We start from the raw sequence: 24,074 nt of genomic DNA on the forward strand, positions 1-24,074 counted from the left end.
TCTCCTTCACTCGTCGGCGGTCACGGCGAGCCCGGCCAGCACGGCCCGGGCCAGCTCCGCCACGTGCGGCGGTTCGACCATGTCCCAGTGGTGTCCCGGCACCGGTGTCACCGTGAGCTCGCCGCGCGTGCGGGCGCGCCAGCTCTCCGGCCGCACCTCCGGGCGGCCCTTCACCGGGTGGGTGCCGGTGGAGGTGATGAGGTGGATCCCGGTGTCGACGACGGCCCGGCAGCGGTAGGCCTCGACCGCGTCCTTGCCGGCGAGGTAGACGCGGGCCATCTGCTCGACGACGGCGTTGCCCGCGACTTCCGAGACCATGCCGCGGTCGCGGGCCTCGGCGAGCATCTCGTCGAGGGTGTCGACGGCTCCCGGCGCCAGCTTCAGCACCGCTTCGCCGAACCACGCGAGGGGGTCACTGGTGTCGACGTCCGGGAGCGGGTTGCCGTAGTCGTCGACGCCGAGGACGGTCGCGTCGATGACGCACAGGTGCTCGACCGCGCGGCCCGCCTTTTCCAGCTGGGCCGCCATTTCGAACGCCACCGAGCCGCCCTGCGACCAGCCGGCGAGCCGGATCGGGCGGTCGCCGACCACCGGCAGCAGGTCGGCGACGAACGCCGCGGCCAGCTCTTCGATGGTGTGCACCGGGTCCTCGCCGGGCGCGAACCCGGGTGCCTGCAGGCCGAACACCGGCAGCGCCGGGTCCAGTTCGGCCACGAGCTGCAGGTACGGGAACGGGCTCCCGGCGGTCGGCGGCAGCAGGAACAGCGGGGCGACACCCGCGCGGCCCGGTGAGAGCGGCACGACCAGTCCCCCGCCGCTGCCGCCGGCGCGGATGAGGTCGGCCAGCGCCCGGACCGTCGGCGCGCGGAACACCTCGGCCAGCCCGACGGTCGCGCCCAGCTCGGCCTGGATCCGGTCGACCAGCACGACCGCCAGCAGCGAGTGCCCGCCGACGTCGAAGAAGCCGTCGGTGACGCCGACGCGGCGGCCGAGCAGGTCCTCCCACAGTTTGGCCAGCGCCATCTCCAGTTCGTCGCGCGGGAGCACGCCGGACGTCGAGACCGGCGCGGCGTCCGGCGCGGGCAGCCCGACCCGGTCCACCTTGCCGTTGGACGTCAGCGGCAGAGTGGCCAAAGTGGTCAGGGTCGACGGGACCATGTACTCCGGCAGCCGCTCCGACAGGTGCGCGCGGAGCTCGTCGACGTCCACAGTGGACGGAGCGACGTACCCGGCGAGGGCGCCGTCGCGGACCACCGCGACCGCTTCGGTGACGCCGGGGCCGCCGACCAGCGCCGCTTCGATCTCGCCCAGCTCGATCCGGTAGCCGCGCACCTTGACCTGGTGGTCGGTGCGGCCGACGAACTCCAGGCGCCCGTCCGGCAGGTAGCGGGCGAGGTCGCCGCTGCGGTAGAGGCGGCCGGGGCCGAACGGGTTGGCCACGTACTTCGCCGCGGTCAGGCCGGAGTTTCCGGCGAACCCGCGGGCGACTCCCGCGCCGCCGGCGTACAGCTCGCCGGTGACGCCGACCGGGACCGGCCGCAGGTGCTCGTCGAGGAGGTAGACCTCGGTGTTCCAGATCGGCCGCCCGACCGAGATCGGCGTGGTCACGCACTCGGCGGCGGGCAGCAGGTTGATCACGTTCGCCACGGAAGTCTCGGTGTGGCCGTACTCGTTGGCCACCACGACGTCGGGGGCGTTCTCCCGCCAGAACTCCAGGGCTTCCGCGGTGAGCTGCTCGCCGCCGACGACCAGGTGCGCGGCCGCCGCGGCGGCCTCCGGTGCGAGGCAGCGGCGCAGCGGTTCGAGGTGGGCCGGGGTGAGCTTGACGAAGCTGAACTTCCGGCCACTGGACAGGACGTCGGCGAGCCCGGCGACCGGGTGTTCGTCCTCGGGCACCAGCGTCACCGTCGTGCCGCACAGCAGCGGCAGGAACAACCCGGTGACGGTGAGGTCGAAGGCGAGCGACGAGTGCACGGGGGCGCCGTCGCCCTCGTCGGCGCGGTAGGCCTGGCGGCACCAGTCCAGGTAGTGCAGCACCCCGCGGTGGCTGATCATCACGCCCTTGGGGCGGCCGGTCGAGCCCGAGGTGTAGATGACGTAGGCGAGGTTTTCCGGGTCGACGACCGGGTCGGTCCACGGCACCGGGTCGTCGGCGACCGGCTCGTCGGCGAGGAGCTCGACCTCGCCGAGGTTCTCCCCGGCGTACCGGCGGGTGGTGACGAGCACGCGGGCGCCGGCCTGGCGGAGCATGTACTCCTTGCGGTCCTGCGGGTACGCGGGATCCAGCGGGATGTAGTGGCCGCCCGTCTTGAGGATGGCCAGCAGCACCGGCAGCAGCAGCGGGCCGCGCTCGCAGAGCACGCCGACCGGGGTCTCGACGCCGACGCCGTGGGCGCGCAGCCGCTGGGCCAGCCGGGTCGCGCGGGCGTCCAGCTCGGCGTAGGTCAGCTCGGTCCGTCCACACCGGACGGCGATCGCGTCCGGGGTGGACACCGCCTGCGCGGCGATCCGGCCGTGCACAGTGCCGCGCAGGTAGGGCTCGGCGGTGTCGTTCCACTTCCCCAGCAGCAGTTCCCGCTCGTCCGCGCCGAGGATGTCCACTTCGGACAGCCGCGCGCCGGGGCGGGCGGCGAGCGCGGTGAACAGCCGGACGAAGTGCTCGCCCATCCGTGCCATCCGGACTTCGTCGAAAAGCGCGGTCGCGTACTCCAGGACACCCGCCACGGACCCGTCGGCCTGGCGGACGAACGAGATCATCAGGTCGAACTTCGCCGTCGTCGACGGGAGTTCCACGCCGGACACCCTCAGGTCACCCAGGTCCGGCGAGCCGGACGAAGAGTCGTAGACGGCGAACATGACCTGCACGACCGGGGTGTGCGCGAGGTCGCGTTCCGGCGCCAGCTCCTTGACCAGCCGCTCGAACGGCAGGTCTTCGTGGGCCTGGTCGGCCAGCCGGGCCACCCGGACGCGGTCGGCGAGCGTGGCGAAGTCCGGGTCGCCGGAGAGGTCGCCGCGGGCGACGACGGTGTTCACGAAGAACCCGACCATGTGCTCCAGCTCGGCCCGGCCGCGGCCGGCGACCGGGGTGCCGACGGCGATGTCCTCGCGGCCGGTGTGCCGCCCGAGCACGACGTACGCGGCGGCCAGCAGCGTCATGAACGGCGTCGCGCCCGTCTGCTTTCCCTGATCAAGCACCGCTTCGGCGGCGGCCGCGGGGATGGTGAAGCGGACGGAGGCACCGTGGTGGTCGCGCTGGGCCGGGCGCGGGCGGTCGGCGGGCAGTTCCAGGGTCTCCAGCCCGGCGAGCCGCTCCTTCCAGTACGCGAGGCCGGCCGTGTGGGCGTCCACCCGGGACTGTTCCCAGACGGCGAAGTCCGCATAGGACAGTTCGACCGGGGGCAGGTCCTCGCCGGCGTAGAGCTTGCGCAGGTCGGCCATCAGGATCGGCAGGGACCAGCCGTCGCAGGCGATGTGGTGCACGTTGAGGGCGAGCACGTGCCGCTCGGGTGCCTCGCGGACCAGCAGCGCCCGGAACACCGGGCCGGCGGCCAGGTCGAACGGGCGGCCGACGTACTCCGCGAGGAGCGTGTCCAGGTCGCCCTCGACGACCGGCAGGTCGACCGGCGCCGGGTCCTCGATCACCTGGCGCGGCCGGTTGTCCCGCGCGGTGTAGGTCGTGCGCAGGATCTCGTGCCGCGCCACCAGCGCGTCGAGCGAGCGCCGGAGCGCCTCGACGTCGAGGGGGCCGTCGAGCCGCAGGAGCAGCGGCACGGCGTACTCGGCGCTGTCCGGGTCGAGCCGGTCGAGGAACCACAGGCGCTGCTGCCCGGCCGAGAGCGGCAGCGGCGCGCTCCGGTCGGCCCGGCCGAACGCCCGGACCGGTGCGGTCGCGCGGCCGCGCAATCGCTTCGCGAGCACCGCGGCTCGGAGCCGCGCGGCGCGCTCGGCGTCGGCCTCCGGGCGGATGTCGAACGTGGTCATGCGCTGGCCTCCTCGGTGAGGGAGTCGAGGAGCTCCTGCTCGGACATGCCGGCGAGCTCGGCCTCGATCTCGGTGTGGACCACGGCGGCGAGCGCGGCGACCGTGGTGGTCTGGAAGAGCACGGGCAGGGAGAGGTCCACCCCGAACGCGGCCTGCAGCCGCATCCGGACCTTGGCGGCGAGCACGGAATGCCCGCCGAGGGCGAAGAAGTCGTCGCCGAGCCCGACGCGGGGCACGCCGAGCACCTCGCTCCAGATGTCGGCGATCAGCTGCTCCTCGGGGGATTCGGGCGCGACGTAGTCCGCCGTTTCCCCGTCCGGTTCGGGCAGCGCGGCCCGGTCGAGCTTGCCGCTGGCGTTGACCGGCAGCGCGTCGAGCACGACGAACGCGCTCGGCACCAGGTGCTCCGGCAGCCGCTGCCCGAGGAACGTCCGCAGGTCCGCGGCCGTCACCTCGCCGGTGACGTAGGCGACCAGGCGTTTCTGGCCCGCCGGGTCGGGTTTCGCGAGGACGACCGCCGCGGTGAGCGCCGGGTGGGCCCGCAGCGCGGACTCGACTTCGCCGAGTTCGATGCGGAACCCGCGGATCTTGACCTGGTCGTCGGTCCGGCCCAGGAACTCCAGCTCCCCGGCGCGGGTCCGGCGGACGAGGTCGCCGGTGCGGTACATCCGCCCGCCCGCCGGGTTCGCCACGAACCGGCTCGCGGTGAGCCCCGGCCGCCCGAGGTAGCCGCGGGCCAGACCCGGGCTCGCGACGTACAGCTCGCCCGCCACGCCCGGCGGCACCGGCTGGAGCCGGTCGTCCAGGACGTAGGCCCGCGTGTGCCGCAGTGCCTGGCCGATGGTGACGCCGGCGCCCACTTCTAGGGGTTCGGAGACCGTCGAGACGACGGTGGCTTCGGTCGGGCCGTACATGTTGAGCATCCGGCGCCCCGGCGCCCACTTCGCCACGAGGTCGGGCGGGCAGACGTCGCCGCCGACCACGACCGTCCGGAAGTCCGGCAGGTCCGGGTCCTCGACGGTGGCGAGCGCGGCCGGCGGGATCAGCGCGTGCGTCACCCGGCCTGCGGCGAGGACGTCCCGCAGCTGGTCGCCCAGCAGCGGACCGGGCGGGGTGACGACCAGCGCCGCGCCGGTCATCAGGGACGCGCACAGCTCGAGGATCGAGGCGTCGAAGCTCGGGGACACGTACTGCAGCACCCGGTCGCCCGGGCCGACCTGGTAGGCGGCGACGGTGTTGGCCACCAGCGTGCCCAGGCCGGCGTGGCTGACGACGACCCCCTTCGGCCGTCCGGTCGACCCCGAGGTGTAGATCACGTAGGCCGCGTTCTCCGGCCGCACTTCGACGCCGAGCGGGCTGCCGTCCCTTGTGGACTCAGGCAGCTCGTCGAGCGTCAGCACGGGGTTGGCGTCGTCGAGCATGTACCGGATACGTTCGGCGGGGTAGCCCGGGTCGATCGGGAGGAACGCGGCCCCGGTCTTGACCACCGCGAGCTGCGCGATCACCAGGTCGGCCGAGCGCGGCAGCAGCAGCGCGACGACGGTCTCCGGGGCCGCGCCGCGGTCGCGCAGCACCCGGGCCACCCGGTTGGCCGCCGCGTCGAGTTCGCCGTAGGTCAGCGAGTCCGCTCCGGCCACGACGGCCGGGGCGTCCGGGTTCCGCCGGACCTGGGCTTCGACGAGCCCGGCGAACGTGCCGCCCGGGGCGCCTTCGGCCACCGGGGTCAGCGTGGCCGCGTCGAGCATCGGGACGCGGTCGACCGGCCGCGCCGGGTCGGCGGCAAAGCCGGCCAGCAGGCGCAGGTAGCGTTCGGCGAACGCGGCGACCGTGTCCTCGTCGAACAACGCCACCGGGTACTCGAGGACCCCGCCGACTTCGCCGGAGGGCTGCTCGCGCAGCACCATCGCGAGGTCGAACTTGGCCGCGCCGGTCTCGACGCCGAGCGGCTCGCACTCGAGCCCCTCGAACTCCCAGCCGCCCGAGGACACCGTCTGCAGCGCGAACATCAGCTGGATCAGGGGGTTCCGGCTCGGGTCGCGGTCGGGCCGCAGCTCGGCGACGACCCGGTCGATCGGGACTTCCTGGTGGCTGAACGAGTTCAACGCCGTCTCGCGCACCCGGCCCAGCAGCTCGGTGAAGCCGGGCGAGCCGGTGAGGTCCGCGCGCAGGGCGAGGGTGTTGACGAACTGGCCGATCAGCCGCTCGGTGTCGGGGTGGTCCCGGCCGGCGACCGGGCTGCCGATCGCGAACTCCCGCAGCCCGGTGTGCCGCGAGACGAGCACCTGGAACCCGGCGAGCAGCGTCATGAACAGGCTCGCCCGCGCTTCCGCGCCGACCTCGCCGAGCCGCACCGCCAGCTCCGCGGGCACGGTGAACGCGTACCGCGCGCCCCGGGGGTCGCGCACCGGCGGCCGCGGCCGGTCCGCCGGCAGCTGGACGACCTGGGGCACGCCCGCGAGCTGCGTCCGCCAGAACTCGACGTCGGCCTCGGTGGGCTGGGACCAGGCCGCGACGTCGGCGTACTGCACCGGCAGCGGGGGCAGCTCGGCGCCCGCGTAGAGGTCGCGCAGCTCCTCGGCGAGGAGGCCTTCGGACCAGCCGTCCAGCACGATGTGGTGCGCCGAGAGGACCAGGACGTGGTCGTCCCCGGCCAGCCGCCCGAGGGCCGCGGCGAAGACCGGCCCGGTGGCGAGGTCGATGCCGCGCACCCGGAGGAACGGCGTGATCTCGGCGATCTCGGTGACCGGCAGCGGGACCGGACCGGCCGGGTCGACGACCTGGCGGGGCTCGCCGTCGACCTCGACGAACCGGGTTCGCAGGACCTCGTGCCGTTCGACCAGCTTGGTCAGCGCGGCCGCCAGTGCGTCGACGTCCAGCGGGCCGCGGAGGCGGACCGCGTTGGGCACCAGGTACTCCGCGCTGGATGGCGCCATCCGGTCGGCCAGCCACATGCCGGTCTGGACGCCGGCCAGTGGTGCCGGGCCGCCCGCCCGCTTCGGGATGGCTTCGAACGCGCGCTTGGTGGCGCGGGCGACGGCGGCGGCGAGCTCCGCGACCGTGGGCGAGTCGAAGATCAGCCGGATCGGGATGTCCGCCGAGAGCCGCTTGCGCAGTTCGGCGACCACCCGCACGCCCAGCAGGGAGTGCCCGCCGAGGTCGAAGAAGTTGTCGTCCGCGCCGACCCGCTCGACCCCGAGCACGCTGCCGAGCACCGCCGCCACGAGTTCCGCCACCGGTCCTTCCGGGGCGCGGTACTCGGCCCCGGCCGCGGCCGGCGCGGGCAGCGCCTTGCGGTCGATCTTGCCGCTCGTGGTGGTCGGGAACTCGGGCAGCACGCTCAACGCCGTCGGCACGAGGTAGACGGGCAGCCGCTCGCGCAGCTGTTCGCGGATTTCGCCCTCGGTGAGCGTGACGCCGGCCTGCGGGGTGACGTACCCGGCGAGCCGCTTGTCGCCCGGCACCGGCTGCCACACCGTGACCGCGGCTTCGCGCACGCCGGGCAGTTCCAGCAGGACCTGCTCGACCTCGCCGGGCTCGACGCGGATGCCGCGGATCTTGACCTGCGAGTCCTGCCGGCCGAGGAAGGTCAGCGCGCCGTCGGGGGTGCGCAGGCCGCGGTCGCCGGTGCGGTAGAGCCGCTCGCCGGGCACGAACGGGCTGGCGAGGAACGCCGACGCCGTCTTGCGCGCATCACCCAGGTATCCCCGGGCCAGGCCGACGCCGCCGATGAACAGGTCACCGGGGACGCCGACCGGAACCGGCCGCAGGTGCTCGTCGAGGACGTGGATCTGGTTGTTGGCGATCGGCGAGCCGACGCTCACCGAGCCCGCACCGTCCACATCGGACCGGAGGCACTCGCGCATGGTCGAGTCGATCGACACCTCGGTGGCGCCCCACTGGTTGTGCAGGGTCGCGTGCCCGCCCATGCGGTCGAAGAACAGCTTGAGCAGTTCCGGCTGGAGCGCCTCGCCACTGGTGATGACGTTGCGGACCGCCTGCAGCGCGGCCTGGTCGGCCGGGGTCAGCTGCTCCAGGAACAGCGTCAGCATGCTCGGCACGAACTGCAGGTTGACCACCCGGTGCCGGATCGCGCCGGCCAGGATCGCGGCCGGGTCGCGGTGCAGGCCCGGCGGGATCAACGCGACCCGGCCGCCGACGAGGAGCGGCCACAGGCATTCGACGGCGGCGTCGTCGAACACCAGGGTCGTCTTCTGCAGGACGGCCTCGCCCGGCTGGAGCCGGTAGGTGTCCTGGTGCCAGCGCAGCCGGTTGACCCAGCCGCGGTGGGTGCTGGCGACGCCCTTCGGCTTCCCGGTGGAGCCTGAGGTGTAGTAGATCGACACCAGGTTGTCCGGGTGGGTGGTGTCGGTCAGGCCGGGCGCTTCACCGTCCAAAGCGGACACTTCCAGGAAGGTGACCTCGCTGCTCGACGGCGTCGAGGCGCCCGCGTTGACCAGGCAGACCGGGGAGTGCGCGTCGCCGAGGATGCCGAGCACCCGCGGTTCGGGCGCGTCGGTCTCGATCGGGACGAACGCACCACCCGCTTTGAGGATCGCGACCAGGCCGACGATCAGGGCGATCGATCGGTCCATCCGCAGGCCCACCGGGACGTCCGGGCCGACGCCGTGCGCGGCCAGCCGCGCGGCGAGCACGCCCGCCCGGCGTTCCAGCTCGGCGTAGTCGATGCTCTCGTCGAGGTACTCGACGGCGGTCGCGTCCGGGGTCTTCCGCGCTTGTTCGGTGATGAGGTGGTGCAGACAGGCGGACTCGTCGTAAGCGACTTCGGTGTCGTTCACGCCGTGGACGAGGTGGTCCCGCTCGGCCTCGCCCAGCAGGTCGAGCTCGCCGACCGGGGTGCCCGGCGCGTCGGCGATGCGGGTGAGCAGCGTGGTGAAGTGGCCGGCCAGCCGCTCGATCGTGGTGGCGTCGAACAACGCGGTCGGGTACTCGAAGATGCCGCTCAGCGCGCCGTCGGCGTCCTGGGCGAGCGCGAGTTCGAGGTCGAACTTGCTCACCCGGGTGTCGACGGCCAGCTTCTCGACGGCCAGTCCGGGCAGCGCCCAGCCGGCCTCTTCGTTGTTCTGCAGGGCGAACACGATCTGCACCAGCGGGGTGCGGGTGAGGTCGCGCTGCGGGCGCAGCAGCTCGACGATCCGGTCGAACGGGACGTCGTCGTGGTCGAACGCGGCGAGCGTGCTCGTGCGGACCCGGCGCAGCAGCTCCGTGAACGCCGGGTCGCCGGTCAGGTCCGCACGCAGCGGCACGGTGTTGACGAAGTGCCCGATGAGCGGCTCGGTCTGCGGGTGGGCACGGCCGGACACCGGGGTGCCGATCGCGAAGTCCCGCATGGCGGTGTACCGGCCGATCAGGACCTCGAAGGCGGCGAGCACGGTCATGAACAAGCTCGCGCCGTGCTCGGCCCCGAGTGCGGCCAGCTTGCGCACCACGGGCGCCGGGATGTGGACCGGGGTCTTGGCACCGGCGATGTCCCTGGTCAGCGGGCGCGGCCGGTCGGCGGGCAGCTCGGCGACGTGCGGCATGCCGTCGAGGGCCTGACGCCAGAAGGCGAGCCCGGCTTCGTCGGACGCGCTCGCCTGCCACGCGGCGACGTCACCGAACTGCACCGGCAGCGCCGCGGGCTTCAGCCCGGCGTAGTGGTCGCGCAGTTCGGCGGCCAGGACGCCCATGGACCACCCGTCGGCGACGATGTGGTGCAGGAGCAGCACGAGCACGTGGTCAGCGCCCGGGGGTCGTGAGTGTTGAGTCGGGTTAGAACCCGACTCAGCACTCACGACCGCCAGCGCGGCGCGGAAGACGGGGCCGTGCTCGAGGTCGAGCGGGGTGTCCACCTCGGAGCGGACGAACGCCTCGACGTCGGTCACCTCGGTGACCGGCAGCGGCACGGGCCGCACCGGGTCGACGACCTGCACAGGCTCGCCGTCCAGCTCCACGAACCGGCTGCGCAGCACCTCGTGCCGCGCCACCAGCGCGGACAGCGCGGTACCCAGCGCCGGCACGTCGAGGTCGCCGCCGATCCGCAGGGCCAGCGGGACGAGGTACTCGGCCGATCCCGGGGCGAGCCGTTCGGCGAACCAGAGTCCGCGCTGCACCGGCGAAAGCGGCGTCCGGGCAACGGGCGCCCGGACCGGGATCGGCTCGAAGTCCACCGTGGACGCGGCCGGCACGAGCCGGGCCAGCGCCGCGATCGTGGGCGCTTCGAACAGGGCACGGACGCTCAGCCGGACTCCGAACTCGGTGCGCATCCGGCCGGTCACCTTGGCCGCCAGCAGCGAATGGCCGCCGAGGGCGAAGAAGTTGTCCTCCACGCCCGGCTCCGGGATCCCGAGGACGTCGCCCCAGATCGCGGAAAGGGCCGTCTCCACCGGGGTGCGCGGAGCGACGTGCCCGGCGACGACCCGCTGTGGCGCCGGCAACGCGGCCCGGTCGAGCTTGCCGTTCGCGGTCCGCGGCAGCTCGGCCAGCGGCGTGATCACCGACGGCACCAGGTACTCCGGCAGCCGCGCGGCGGCGAACTCCGCGACCGCGGCCGGGTCGGCGGTGCCGACGACGTAGGCGGCCAGCAGCCCGTCGCGGACCACGACCGCGGCCTGCGTGACGCCGTCGTGCGCGGCCAGCACGGCCTGCACTTCGCCGGGCTCGACGCGGAAGCCGCGGATCTTGACCTGGTCGTCCGCGCGGCCGGCGTACTCGAGGACACCGGCCTTCCAGCGCGCGAGGTCACCCGTGCGGTACATCCGCTCCCCCGGGACGAACGGCGAGGCGAGGAACCGCTCCGCGGTGAGCCCGGGCTGGCCGAGGTAGCCGTGGGCGGTGCCGACGCCGGAGAGGTACAGCTCGCCGACGACCCCGGCGGGCACCGGCCGCAGCCGGGTGTCGAGGACGTAGGCGTGCTTGCCGGTCAGCGGCCGCCCGATGGGCACCGGCCCGGCCACCGCCGTGACGGCGTGGAAGGTGCTGAAGCCCATGGTCTCGGCCGGGCCGTAGCCGTTGATGACCGCGACGTGCGGGTACTCCCGCAGCACCTTCGCCAGGTGCGCGGGCGACGCCGCCTCGCCGCCGGTCATCGCGCGGCGGACCGTCGCGAACACCGCCGGGTGCTCGTCGACCAGGAAGTTGAACAGGCTGGCGGAGACGTCCAGGACCGTGACGCCGTGCGCCAGGACGAGCTCCTCGATCAGCGCGGGCTCGGGCCGCTGGCCGGGCTGGAGCACGACCGTGCCGCCGGCCAGCAGCGAGCCGAGCAGCTGCGTGCCGAACGCGTCCCACGACACCGGCGCGCACTGCAGCCAGACGTCGTCCGGGCCGAACCCGGCGTAGTCCTGGCCGGTCAGCGTGCCGACGACCGCGCGGTGCGGGGCCGCGACCGCCTTCGGGACGCCGGTGGAGCCGGACGTGAACATGACCACGGCCAGGTCGTCCGGGCTGCCGGGCAGGCCGAGGACACCGCCGTCCCGGACCGCGATCGCGGCCGCGTCTTCGACGACGTCGATCCGCTTCCACGGCAGGTCGCGACCGTCGGTGAGGACGACCGCGGCCGACGTCCGACGCAAGGCACCGACCAGGCGTTCGGCCGGGAAGTCCGTGTCGAGCACGGTGTAGGCGGCGCCGGCCTTGAGCACGGCCAGCAGCGCGACGGCCAGCCGCGGCGAGCGTCCGATGTGGACGCCGACCAGGTCGCCGCGCCGGACGCCCTCGGCGACCAGGTGCCGGGCGAGCCGGTTGGCCTCGGTGTCGAGCTGCCCGTAGGTGAGCGGCGAACCTTCGAAGACCAGTGCGGTCGCCTCCGGCGCCCACTGCGCCTGGCGCTCGACCAGTTCGTGCAACCGCATCGCGGGCGCGGTGACCTCCGTCGTGCCCTGCGCGACCAGCGCCGCCCGCTCGCCGGCGGCGAGCAGGTCGAGGTCCAGGACGGACACGTCCGGGGTCTCGACGGCGGCGGTGAGGAACCGCGCGAACCGCTCCGCGATCGAGGCGGCCGTGGCCGCGTCGAACAGGTCGGCGGCGTACTCCAGCTGGCCGGTCAGCCCGGCCGGGCTGCCATCCGCCGCGTGGTTCTCCTCGATGCCCGCGGTCAGGTCGAACTTGGCGACGTCCCGGCGGACCGCGACGCCTTCGGTGGCCAGCCCGGGCAGGCTGAGCTGAGCGGTGGCGTTGTTCTGCAGCACCAGCATCACCTGGAACAGCGGGTGCCGGGCCGCCGACCGGGCCGGGTTCAGCTCCTCGACGACCCGCTCGAACGGGACGTCGGCGTGCGCGAGCGCGGCCAGCCCGGCGTCGCGGACCCGGGCCAGGAGCTGCCGGAACGTCGGCTGCCCGGAGACGTCGGTGCGCAGGACGAGGGTGTTGACGAAGAACCCGGCGAGGTCGTCCAGCGCGGTGTCGCCGCGGCCGGCGACCGCGGTGCCGAGCGGGACGTCGTCGCCCGCGCCGAGCCGCGCCAGCAGCGCCGCGAACCCGGCCTGGAGCGCCATGAACAGCGTCGCACCATCGCGGCGGGCCAGCTCGGCCAGTCCCTTGTGGACATCGGCCCCAAGCGCGAACTCCACCGAGCCGCCGCGGTGGCTCGCCACGGCCGGGCGGACCCGGTCGGCGGGCAGGGCCAGTTCTTCGGGTGCGCCGGCGAGGGCATCACGCCAGAACGCGAGCTGGCCCGCGATCTCCGGCTCGTCGAGGACTTCGCGCTGCCACAGCGTGTAGTCCGCGTACTGCACCGGCAGCGGCGCCCAGCCCGGGGCCTCGCCGTCGAGGCGGGCCGCGTAGGCGGTGGCCAGGTCGTTCCACAGCGGCGCCGCTGACCAGCCGTCGGACGCGATGTGGTGCAGCACCAGCAGCAGCACGTGGTCGTCGGCGCCGACCTCGACCAGGTGGGCCCGGATCGGCAGCTCGGTGCGCAGGTCGAAGACGTGCGCGGCGGCCTCCGCGAGGACGTCGTCCAATCCGTCCTCAGTGGACCGGGTGAACGTCCACGGCACTTCGAACGCGGTCAGGATCTCCTGCCACGGCTCGCCGTCCTGGGCCGGGAACACCGTCCGCAGCGACTCGTGCCGCTCGACGACGTCGGCCAGTGCCGCTCGCAGGGCGGCCACGTCGAGGGCACCGCGCAGGCGCAGGGCCCGCGGCACGTCGTAGCCCGCGTTGGCCTCCTCGGCCTGGTCGACGAACCACAGCCGCTGCTGCGCGAACGACAGCGGCAGCCGCTCCGGCCGCTCCCGGCGGGCCACCGGCGGCCGCGCCGGAGCCGCGTCGCCGAGGACCTCGGCCAGCCCGGCGACGGCCGGGGTGCGGAACAGGTCGCGGATGCCGAGTTCGACACCGAGCACCGCGCGGACGCGGCCGATCAGCCGGGCCGCCAGCAGCGAATGCCCGCCCAAGTCGAAGAAGCCGTCGTCCAGACCGACCTCGGCCAGGCCGAGCACCTCGGCGAACAGTCCGCAAAGGACGTTCTCGGTGACGGTCCGCGGCCGCCGCCGGGACGCCGCCGCGAAGTCAGGGGCGGGCAGCGCACGGCGGTCCAGCTTGCCGTTCGCGGTGCGGGGCAGCTCCGGCAGCGGCACGATCGCCGACGGCACCAGGTAGTCCGGCAGCCGCTCGGCCAGGTACGCCCGCAGCGCGGCCGGCTCGGCGGCGCCGACGACGTACCCGATCAGGCGCCCGTCGCGGACGACGACCGCGGCCTGCTCGACGCCGTCGTACCGGGCCAGCACCGCGCGCACCTCGCCGGGCTCGACGCGGAAGCCGCGCACCTTGACCTGGTCGTCGGCGCGGCCGACGTACTCCAGCACGCCGTCGGCGCGCCAGCGGACCAGGTCGCCGGTGCGGTACATCCGCTCCCCCGGGACGAACGGCGACGCCACGAACCGCTCGGCCGTCACGGCGGGCAGGCCGCGGTAGCCGTCGGCGAGGCCGTGGCCCGCGAGGTAGAGCTCACCCGTGACGCCGGGTGCGGCCAGGGCGAGCTGCGCGTCGAGGACGTAGGCGCGCTTGCTGGCGACCGGGCGGCCGATCGGGATCGCCATGCCGCCGAGGTCGGCGGCGGTGATCGGGTGGAACGTCGTGTAGCCCATGCTCTCGGCCGGGCCGTAGCCGTTGATCAACTCGACGTCCGGGTACTCGCGCAGCGCCTTCGTGACGTGCTCGACCGAAGCCGGCTCGCCGCCGGTCATCGCGCGGCGCAGCACCGTGAAGACCTGGGGTTCGGAGTCCAGGAGGTAGTTGAACAAGCTCGCCGATGCGTGCAGGACGGTGACGCCGTGCTCGGCGATGAGCGACGCGATCCGCTCGGGCTCCGGGTTCTGGCCGGGCTGCAGGACCGTGCGGCCGCCGTAGAGCAGTGCGCCGAACAGCTGGAGCGCGAAGCCGTCCCACGACACCGGTGCGCACTGCAGCCACACCTGGTCGGCGTCGAAGGTGGCGTAGTCCTGGCCCATCGTGGCGACGACCCCGCGGTGCGAAGTCGCGACGCCCTTGGGGACGCCGGTCGAGCCGGAGGTGAACATGACGCAGGCCAGGTCGGCCGGGGTCAGCTCGACTCCGGGGTTCGTCGTGTCCGGGTGGCCCGGCAGGGCCTTCAGCACCCGCTTGACGCCCGCCTGCTCGGTGACCGCGGCCAGGCGTTCGGCCGGGTAACTCGGGTCGAGGAGGGTGTAGGCGGCACCGGACTTGAGCACGCCGAGCACCGCGATCGCGAAGTCGAAGCCGCGCTCGATCAGGACCCCGACGACCTCGCCGCGGCGGACGCCGTCGTCGAGGAGGTGGTGGGCGACCTGGTTGGCGCGGGCGTTGAGCTCGCCGTAGGTCAGCGACTCGCCCTCGAAGAGGATCGCCACGGCACCGGGGTCCTGCCGTTCGACGATCGTGTGCAGGCAGTCCACCGGCGCGGCACTCACCCGGACCGCGTTCCCCGCGGCCGAAACGAGGGCGCGTTCGTCGGCGGTGAGCACGTCGTACGCCGTCACCGGCTTCGCGGGTGCGTCGGCGATCTGCTCCAGCAGCCGCACGAACGCCGTCGCCAGCCGCTCGGCGGTGGCGGCGTCGAACAGCGCGGTCGCGTACTCGAAGGCACCGGTGATCCCGCCGTCGCGGTGTTCCTCCAGCGCGGCGGTGAGGTCGAACTTGGCGACCGCGCGGGCCACCTCGTACGGCTCGCACTCCACTCCCGGCAGCACCGGCGCCGGGGTGTCCTGCTGCAGCACCAGCATCACCTGGAACAGCGGGTGCCGGGCGGCCGAGCGGGCCGGGTTCAGCTCTTCGACCAGGCGCTCGAACGGGACGTCGTCGTGCTCGAACGCGCTCAGGTCGGCCTCGCGGACCCGGTCCACCAGCTCGGTGAACGCCGGAGTACCGCTGAGGTCGGTGCGCAGCACGACGGTGTTGACGAAGAAGCCGACGAGACCGTCGAGGGCCGGGTCGGGCCGCCCGGCGACCGGGGTGCCGATCGGGATGTCGTCGCCGGCGCCGAACCGCGCCAGCAGCGTGGCGAGCGCGGCCTGCAGCACCATGAACAGCGTCGCGCGCTGCCCGGCCGCCAGCTCCAGCAGCCGGGCGTGCAGGCCGGCCGGGATCGTGATCGCGGCGGAGCCGCCGGTGTGGTCGGCGGTGGCGGGCCGGACGCGGTCGTAGGGCAGCGCCAGTTCCTCGGGCAGCCCGGCGAGCGCGTTCGCCCAGTAGGCGACGTCGGTTTCGAGTTCCCGTTGCCACAGCGCGTAATCCGCGTACTGCACCGGCAGCGGAGTCCACTTCGGAGCTTCACCGCCGAGCCGGGCCGCGTACGCCTCGGCGAGGTCGCCGAGCAGGACCGGGATCGACCAGCCGTCGCCGGCGATGTGGTGGGTCAGCACCAGCAGCACGTGCTCGTCGCCTTCGCCGAACAGCCACGACCGCACCGGCGGCGCGGCGGCCAGGTCGAACGGCGTCCGCGCGGCCTCGGCGACCGAGCCGGTCGCCACCTCGAACGGGACCTCGAAGGAGTCCAGGACCACCTGGTACGGGCCGGTTTCGTCTTCGGCGTAGTACGTGCGCAGGGCTTCGTGCCGACCGGCCACATCGGACAGTGCCGCGGCCAGCGCCGCGGTGTCGACGTCGCCACGCAGCCGCAGGGCGATCGGCATGTGGTACGCGGTGTCCTCGCGGTCCATCCGGGCCAGGAACCACAGCCGCTCCTGACCGGGCGCCAGCGGCAGCCGGTCCGGCCGCTCGCGCCGCGTCACGGCCGGGCGGGCCGCGACGGCGTCACCGAGGCTTTCGGCCAGCCCGGCCACGGTCGGGTTGGCGAACAGCGCCCGCACGGTGACGTCGAGGCCGAGCACCGCCCGGATCCGCCCGGTCAGCCGGGTGGCGAGCAGCGAATGCCCGCCCAGGTCGAAGAACCCGTCGTCGATGCCGACCGCGGGCACGCCCAGTACCTCGCCGAACAGCTCGCACAGCGCGTGCTCGGTCGCGGTCCGCGGCACCCGGCCCGCGCCGGTCTCGACCTCGGGCGCGGGCAGCGCCTTGCGGTCGAGTTTGCCGTTCGGCGTCCGGGGAAGCTCGTCCAGCGCCACGATTGCCGAGGGCACCATGTACCCCGGCAGCGCGGCGGCCAGGTGGCGGCGCAGCTCCTCGGCCTCGACCGGGGACGCGGGCACGACGTAGGCGACCAGGCGCTTGTCGCCGGGCCGGTCCTCGCGGACGACGACCGCGCGCAGCGCGACCGCCGGGTGCGCGGCCAGCACGGCCTCGATCTCGCCCAGCTCGATGCGGAACCCGCGGATCTTGACCTGGTGGTCGACGCGGCCGAGGAAGCGGAGCTCGCCGTCGCGGCGGCGGGCGGCCAGGTCGCCGGTGCGATACATCCGCTCGCCTTCGGCGAACGGGTTCGCGACGAACCGGTCGGCGGTCAGGCCGGGCCGGCCGAGGTAGCCGCGCACGACGCCGTCGCCGGCGAGGTACAGCTCGCCCGGCACGCCCGGCGGCACCGGCCGCAGCGCCCGGTCCAGCACGTAGACCTGCGTGTTGGCGATCGGCGTGCCGATGGTCGGCGCGCCTTCGCCGACGCGGGCGGTGGTCGACCAGATCGTCGTCTCGGTCGGGCCGTACATGTTGGTCACCGACGCGGCCCGGGCCCGCAGCGCGACCGCGAGGTCGTCGGGCAGGGCCTCGCCGCCGACGAGGACGTGCACGCCGGAGAGGTCGACGGGCTCGGCCAGGAGGGCGTGGAACAGGCTCGGCGTGGCCTGCAGGAGCGTGACGCGGTCCTCGGCCAGCGCGGCCAGGGCGCGGGAGTCGCGCACGTCGTCGCGGCTCGCGAGGACGACGGTCGCCCCGGCCAGCAGCGGCGCGAAGATCTCCAAGCCGGCGATGTCGAAGCCGACGGTCGTGACGGCCAGCAGCCGGTCGCCCGCGGTGATGCCGAACCGGTCCACCATGTCCAGGAGGAAGTTCAGCAGCGGGCGGCGCGGGACGACGACGCCCTTGGGGCGGCCGGTCGAGCCGGACGTGAAGATCACGTACGCCGGGCTGTCCGGCGACGCGGTGTGCGCGAGGTTCCCGCCGTCCCCGTCGAAGACGAGCTCGTCCGGGGTCAGGACGAGGGCCGGATCGGCGTCCTCCAGCATCATCGCGATGCGGTCGGCCGGGTAGTCCAGGTCGAGCGCGAGGTAGCCGGCCCCGGTCTTGAGCACCGCGAGCATGGCGACGATCAGCTTTTCGTCGCGGGGCAGGGCGAGGGCGACGTACCGTTCGGGCCCGGCCCCGCGACCGGCCAGGTGACGGGCGAGCCGGTTGGCCCGGGTGTTCAGCTCGGCGTAGGACAGGGTCGTGGCGCCGAACTCCAGCGCGGGCGCGTCCGGGGTGCGGGCGGCCTGGGCTTCGAACAGCTCGATCACCGAGGTGTCCGGGACCGGGACCGCCGTGCCGGCGTTGGCGGCGTCGATCGCCGCGGCTTCCGCGGGGGCCAGCAGGTCCACTGTGGACAGCGGGGCCGCGGGGTCCGCGACCGCCGCCGTCAGCAGCCGGACGAACCGGTCGGTGAGGTCCGCCGCGGTCCCGGGCTCCAGGAGGTCGGTCGCGTACTCGAGGTAGCCGCCGATGCCCGCGGGAAGCCCGTCGGCGCCGGTGGTTTCCTCCAGGTTCAGGGTGAGGTCGAACTTCGCGGTGGCCGTGGCGACCGGCACGTCCGCCGTGGTCAGGCCGGGCAGGGCCAGGTTGGCCGCGACGTTGTTCTGCAGCGCCAGCATCACCTGGAACAGCGGGTGCCGCGCGGTCGAGCGGGCCGGGTTGAGCCGCTCGACGATCCGCTCGAACGGGACGTCGGCGTGGTCGAACGCGGTCAGGGCGCGCTCGCGGACCCGGTGCACGAGCTCGGTGAAGCTCGGGTCGCCGGCGAGGTCGGTCCGCAGCACGAGCGTCTGCACGAAGAAGCCGACGAGGTCGTCGAGCGCGGCGTCCGGCCGGCCCGCCGACGGCGTGCCGATCGCGATGTCGTCCCCGGCGCCGAGACGGGACAGCAGGGCGGCGAACCCGGCCTGCAGCACCATGAACAGCGTCGCGTGCTCGCCGCGGGCCAGCTCCAGGAGCCGGGCGTGCAGGTCCGCGTCCAGTGCGACCGGCAACGTCGCACCGCGGTGCGTGGCGACCGGCGGGCGCGGGTGGTCGAAGGGCAGGTTGATCTCGTCGGGCAACCCGGCCAGTACCTCGGCCCAGTGCTCGAGCGAGTCGGCGGTGAGGTCCTGCTGCCACAGCGCGTAGTCCGCGTACTGCACCAGCAGCGGAGTCCACTTCGGACCTTCACCCTCGGCGCGGGCGGCGTAGGCAGTGGAGAGGTCGCGCAGCAGCGGGGCGAACGACCAGCCGTCGCTCGCGATGTGGTGGGTGACGACGAGCAGGACGTGGTCGTCGCCTTCGCGCACCAGCGCGGCGCGGATCGGCAGGTCGGCGGCGAGGTCGAACGTGCGGGACGCGAACTCGGCGACGTCCACCGGGCTTTCGGTCCACGGCAGCTCGGCGAGCGGGCGGACCTCCTGGCGGGGCACGCCGCCGGTGTGCGGGAACACCGTCCGGAGGGCCTCGTGGCGCTCGACGACGTCGGCGAACGCCTGCCGCAGCGCGGCCACGTCGAGCGGGCCGGTCAGCCGCAGCGCGCGGGGCACGTTGTAGGTGGCGCCGGCCTGGTCCAGCTGCTCGACGAACCACAGGCTGCGCTGGGCTGCCGACAGCGGCAGGACCTCGGGCCGCGGCCGGGCCACGACGGCCGGGCGGGCTTCCTTGGCGCTGTCCAGAACCGCGGCGAGGGCGGCGACGGTCGGCGCGCGGAAGACGTCCGCCACCCCGATCCGGGCGCCGAGCACCGCGCCGATCCGCGCGACCAGCCGGGCCGCGAGCAGGGAATGCCCGCCGAGCGCGAAGAACCCGTCGTCGACCCCGACGTCGGCGGCACCGAGCACGTCGGCGAAGAGTCCACGGAGGACCTCTTCGCGCGGGGTGCGCGGGGCGCGGCTCGTGCTCGTGCGCTCCGGCGCGGGCAGCGCGCGGTGGTCGAGCTTGCCGTTGGCCGTCAGGGGCAGCGCGTCGAGCAGCACGAACGCCGAGGGAACGAGGTGTTCGGGCAGCCGTTCGGCGAGGTACGCGCGGAAGTCGGCCGGCTCGCCCACGACGTAGGCGACCAGGAGCTTCTGCCCCGGCCGGTCCTCGCGGACGACGACGGCGGACTCGGTGACGGCCGGGTGCGTCCCCAGCGCGGTCCGGATCTCGCCCGGCTCGACGCGGAACCCGCGGATCTTGACCTGGTCGTCGGCCCGCCCGACGTACGCCAGGACGCCGTCGGCGCGGCGGCGCACCAGGTCGCCGGTGCGGTACATCCGCTCCCCCGCCGCGAAGGGGTTCGCGACGAACCGGACGGCGGAGAGGTCCGGGCGGCCCGCGTAGCCGTCGGCGATCCCGCCGCCGGCGGCGTACAGCTCGCCGACGACCCCGGGGGCGACCGGGCGCAACCGCTCGTCCAGCACGTACGCGCGCTTGCCGTGCAGCGGCACCCCGATCGGGATCGGCGCGCCGGTGAGGTCGGCGGCCGTGACGCGGTGGGAGCTCACGAAGATCATGTTCTCGACCGGGCCGTAGGCGTTGGTGAAGGCCACGTCCGGGAAGGTCTCGACGGCCCGCGTGAGGTGCGCGACCGACGCCGCTTCCCCGCCGGTGTAGACCTCGCGGAGGTGCTCGAACACGCCCGGGTACTCGTCGAGAAGGAAGTTGAACAGGCTGGCGGAGAAGAACGCCGTCGTGACGCGGTGGCGCGCGACCAGCTCGGCGATCAGCGCGGGCTCGGGCTTCGGGCCCGGCTGCAGCACGCAGGCGGCGCCGGTGAGCAGGGCGCCGAACAGCTCGAACGCGAAGGCGTCCCAGGAGACGGGCGCGGTCTGCAGCCAGACGTCCCCGCCGTAGCCCTGGCCGAGGATCGTGGTGGCGACGGCTTCGTGCGAAGCGACGACACCCTTCGGGGTGCCGGTGGAGCCGGAGGTGAACATGACGCAGGCGGGGCCGGCCGGGGACACCGCGCGGCCCGGGGCGGTCGTCGTGGGCGTCACGAACGACAGGTCGTCGAGCACGAACGGCGCGTCGACCTGCTCGGCCAGCAGCTGCCGGCGCTCGGCGGGGAACGAGGGGTCGAGGAGCGTGTAGCCGCAGCCGGCCTTGAGCACGCCGAGGATGGCGGCGACCAGGTCCGGGCCGCGGTCGAGGCAGATCGCGACGATCCGCCCGGCCGGGACGCCGGTCAGGAGCGCGGCGACGCCGTTGGCGCGGGCGTCCAGCTCGGCGTAGGTGACGGCCTGGTCCTCGAACAGCAGCGCGGTGCGGTCCGGGGTGCGGCGGGCGTGGGCTTCGACGGTTTCGTGCAGCGTGACAGCCGGCTGAGCGGGCTCGCGCAGGCCGCCCGTCGTGGCGAGGACGTGTTCGGCGGCGTCGAGGACGTCGAGGTCGCCGAGCCGGGTGTCGGGGTTCTCCGCCACTTCGCCCAGGACGCGCAGCAGGCGTCCGGCCAGCGCGGCGGCCGTCTCGCGGTCGAACAGGTCGCTCGCGTACTCCAGGAGGCCGGTCAGCGCGCCGTCGCGCTCCTCGAAGATCGCGGCCAGATCGAACTTCGCGTAGCCGATGTCGACGCGTTCGCCGGCGGCGCGGACACCGTCGAGGGCCAGCTCGGCGGCAAGGTTGTTCTGCAGCACCAGGAGGACCTGGAACAGCGGGTGGCGCCCGAGCGAGCGGGCCGGGTTCAGCTCCTCGACCACCCGCTCGAACGGCACCTCGGCGTGCTCGAACGCGGCCAGGCACGTCTCGCGGGCCCGCTCGAGCAGCTCCCGGAACGTCGGGTCGCCGCCGGTGGCGGTGCGCAGGACGACGGTGTTGACGAAGAACCCGACGAGGTCGTCGAGGGCGGCGTCGGTGCGCCCGGCCACCGGCGAGCCGACCGGGACGTCGTCGCCGGCGCCGAGCCGGGTCAGCAGCGCGGCGAACGCGGCCTGCAGCACCATGAACAGGGTCGCGCCTTCGGCCGTGGCGAGGGCCGCGAGCTTCCGGTGAATGCCGGCGGGCACGTCCATGGCGACGACGCCGCCGCGGTGGCTCGCGACGGCCGGGCGGGGCCGGTCGGTGGGCAGGGGCAGCTCTTCGGGTGCTCCGGCGAGCGCGTCACGCCAGTAGGCGAGGTCGCGCTCGACGGGCAGTTCGCGTTGCCACAGCGTGTAGTCCGCGTACTGGACCGGCAGCTCGCTCCACTGTGGAGTGTTTCCGGCAACGCGAGCGGCGTAGGCGGTCGACAGGTCGCGCAGCAGTGGGGCGAATGACCAGCCGTCGCTCGCGATGTGGTGCACCACCAGCAGCAACACCGCTTCGCCCGCGCCCAAGGTGAAGAGCGTGGCGCGGATCGGCAGTTGGCGGGCGAGGTCGAACGCGGCCTCGGTGGCAGCGGTCAGGTCCCGGTTCAGGGTGTCCTCTGTGGACGTCTCGACGGTCCAGGGGACTTCGCCGCCGGGCAGGATCCGCTGCACCGGCTCGTCGCCGTCGCGGGTGAAGACCGTGCGGAGGGCTTCGTGGCGTCCGACGACGTCATCCAGCGCGGCCCGGAGCACGTCGGCGTCGACCGGGCCGGTGAGGCGGACGGCCTGCGGGACGTGGTAGCTCGCGTTCCAGGTGTCGGCCTGGTCGAGGAACCACAGCCGGCGCTGGGCGAACGAGAGCGGCATCGGCTCGGGCCGCCGCCGCGGGGTCAGCGGCACGCGGGCCGGGGCAGCACTGTCGAGGAGCTCGGCGAGGGCGGCCGGGGTCGGCGCGCGGAAGACGTCGCCGATCGCCGCTTCGAGGCCGAGGGTGGCGCGGATGCCGGAGACGAGCTTCGCGGCAAGGAGGGAGTGGCCGCCGAGGGCGAGGAAGCCGTCGTCGATGCCGACGCCGTCGACGCCGAGGATCTCGGAGAACAGCGTGCACAGCGCGGCTTCCCGCGGGGTGCGCGGGGCGCGGCCGGTGCGGGCGGCGGCCCAGTCGGGGGCGGGCAGTGCCTTGCGGTCGAGCTTGCCGCTCGGGGTCAGCGGCAGTTCTTCGAGGACGACGAACGCGGCCGGGACCATGTACTCCGGCAGGTTCTCCGCGAGGGCGGCACGCAGGGCGTCGAGGTCCGGGGTGCCGTCGGGGACGAGGTACCCGACCAGGCGCTGGTCGCCCGCGCGGTCTTCGCGGGCCAGCACGCACGAGCCGCCGACACCGGGCTGGCGGTCGAGGACGGCCTCGATCTCGCCGAGTTCGACGCGCAGGCCGCGGATCTTGACCTGGTGGTCGGTGCGGCCGAGGTAGTGCAGCGCCCCGGTTTCGTCCCAGCGGGCGAGGTCGCCGGTGCGGTAAAGCCGCTCCCCCGGCTCGAACGGGCTGGCCACGAACCGCTCGGCCGTCAGGCCCGGCCGGCCGTGGTAGCCGCGGGCCAGCTGGATCCCGGCGAGGTACAGCTCGCCCGCCTCGCCGGGCACGACCGGCTGGAGGCGCGCGTCGAGGACGTACGTGCGGGTGTTCCACACCGGACGTCCGATGGGGACGGTCGCTTCACCGGGTGCGCAGGCCCAGTACGTGACGTCGACCGAGGCTTCGGTGGGGCCGTAGAGGTTGTGCAGCTCGACGCCGGGCAGGGTGGCGAAGAAGCGGGCCTGCAGCTCGGCGGGCAGGGCTTCGCCACTGCAGAGGACGCGGCGCAGGCCGGTGCAGGTCGCGGCCGCGGGGTCGAGCAGGAAGGCCTGCAGCATCGACGGGACGAAGTGGACGGTCGTGATCCGCTCGGTGCGGATCAGTTCGGCCAGGTAGGCGGGATCGCGGTGGCCGCCGGGGCGCGCGACGACGAGCGTGGCGCCGGTCAGCAGCGGCCAGAAGAACTCCCACACGGAGACGTCGAAGCTGGACGGCGTCTTCTGCAGCACGCGGTCTTCGGGGGTGAGGCCGTACTGGGCCTGGGTCCAGGCGAGGCGGTTGACGATGCCTTCGTGCGGCACGAGCACGCCCTTGGGGCGGCCGGTCGAGCCGGACGTGTAGATGGCGTACGAGAGGTCCTTCGTGGATGCTTCCGCTTCGGTTTCCGGCCCGGTCGTCAGGTCGAGCTCGTCGAGGAGGATGGTCCCGGCGGTGAAGAGTCCACTGTGGTGGGTCTGCGTGAGGACGACCGGCGCGGCGCTGTCGGCGACCATGTAGGCGAGGCGGTCGGCCGGGTAGTCCGGGTCGAGCGGGACGTAGGCGCCGCCGGCCTTGAGCACCCCCAGCAGGGCGATCACCAGCTCAAGGGACCGGTCGGCGCAGACGCCGGTGAGGACGCCGGGGCCCACGCCCCGCTCGACCAGGAGATTCGCGAGCCGTCCGGCTCGTTCGTGGAGTTCGCGGTAGGTGAGGGTCTCACCCTCGAACACCAGCGCCGTCGCGTCCGGGGTGCGGGCCGCCTGCTCGGTGAGCAGCCGGGTGAGCGTGCGGCCCGCCTCCGGGACGTCGGTGGTGGTGTCGTTCCAGGCCGCCAGCAGCTGCCGGGCGTCGTGGTTCACGGTGATCAGCTCCAGTTCGTTCACTGCCGGCGGGGAAGG

1 protein-coding gene and 1 pseudogene are annotated in these 24,074 nt (G+C 74.0%); both read right to left on the minus strand.

Annotation, left to right across the window (positions count from 1 at the left end; all coding sequences use genetic code 11):
• Positions 1-6 precede the first annotated feature (6 nt).
• A complete protein-coding gene (locus SD460_RS27270; protein WP_290060107.1) occupies positions 7-3,981 on the minus strand; it encodes a non-ribosomal peptide synthetase in 3,975 nt (1,324 codons plus the stop codon).
• Positions 3,978-24,059, minus strand: a pseudogene (locus SD460_RS27275) (non-ribosomal peptide synthase/polyketide synthase); the annotation flags it as partial. The gene SD460_RS27270 and the pseudogene SD460_RS27275, both read right to left, overlap by 4 nt.
• Positions 24,060-24,074 lie beyond the last annotated feature (15 nt).

Origin of the sequence: Amycolatopsis solani (assembly GCF_033441515.1) — a bacterium.
GTDB classification, from domain to species: domain Bacteria; phylum Actinomycetota; class Actinomycetes; order Mycobacteriales; family Pseudonocardiaceae; genus Amycolatopsis; species Amycolatopsis solani.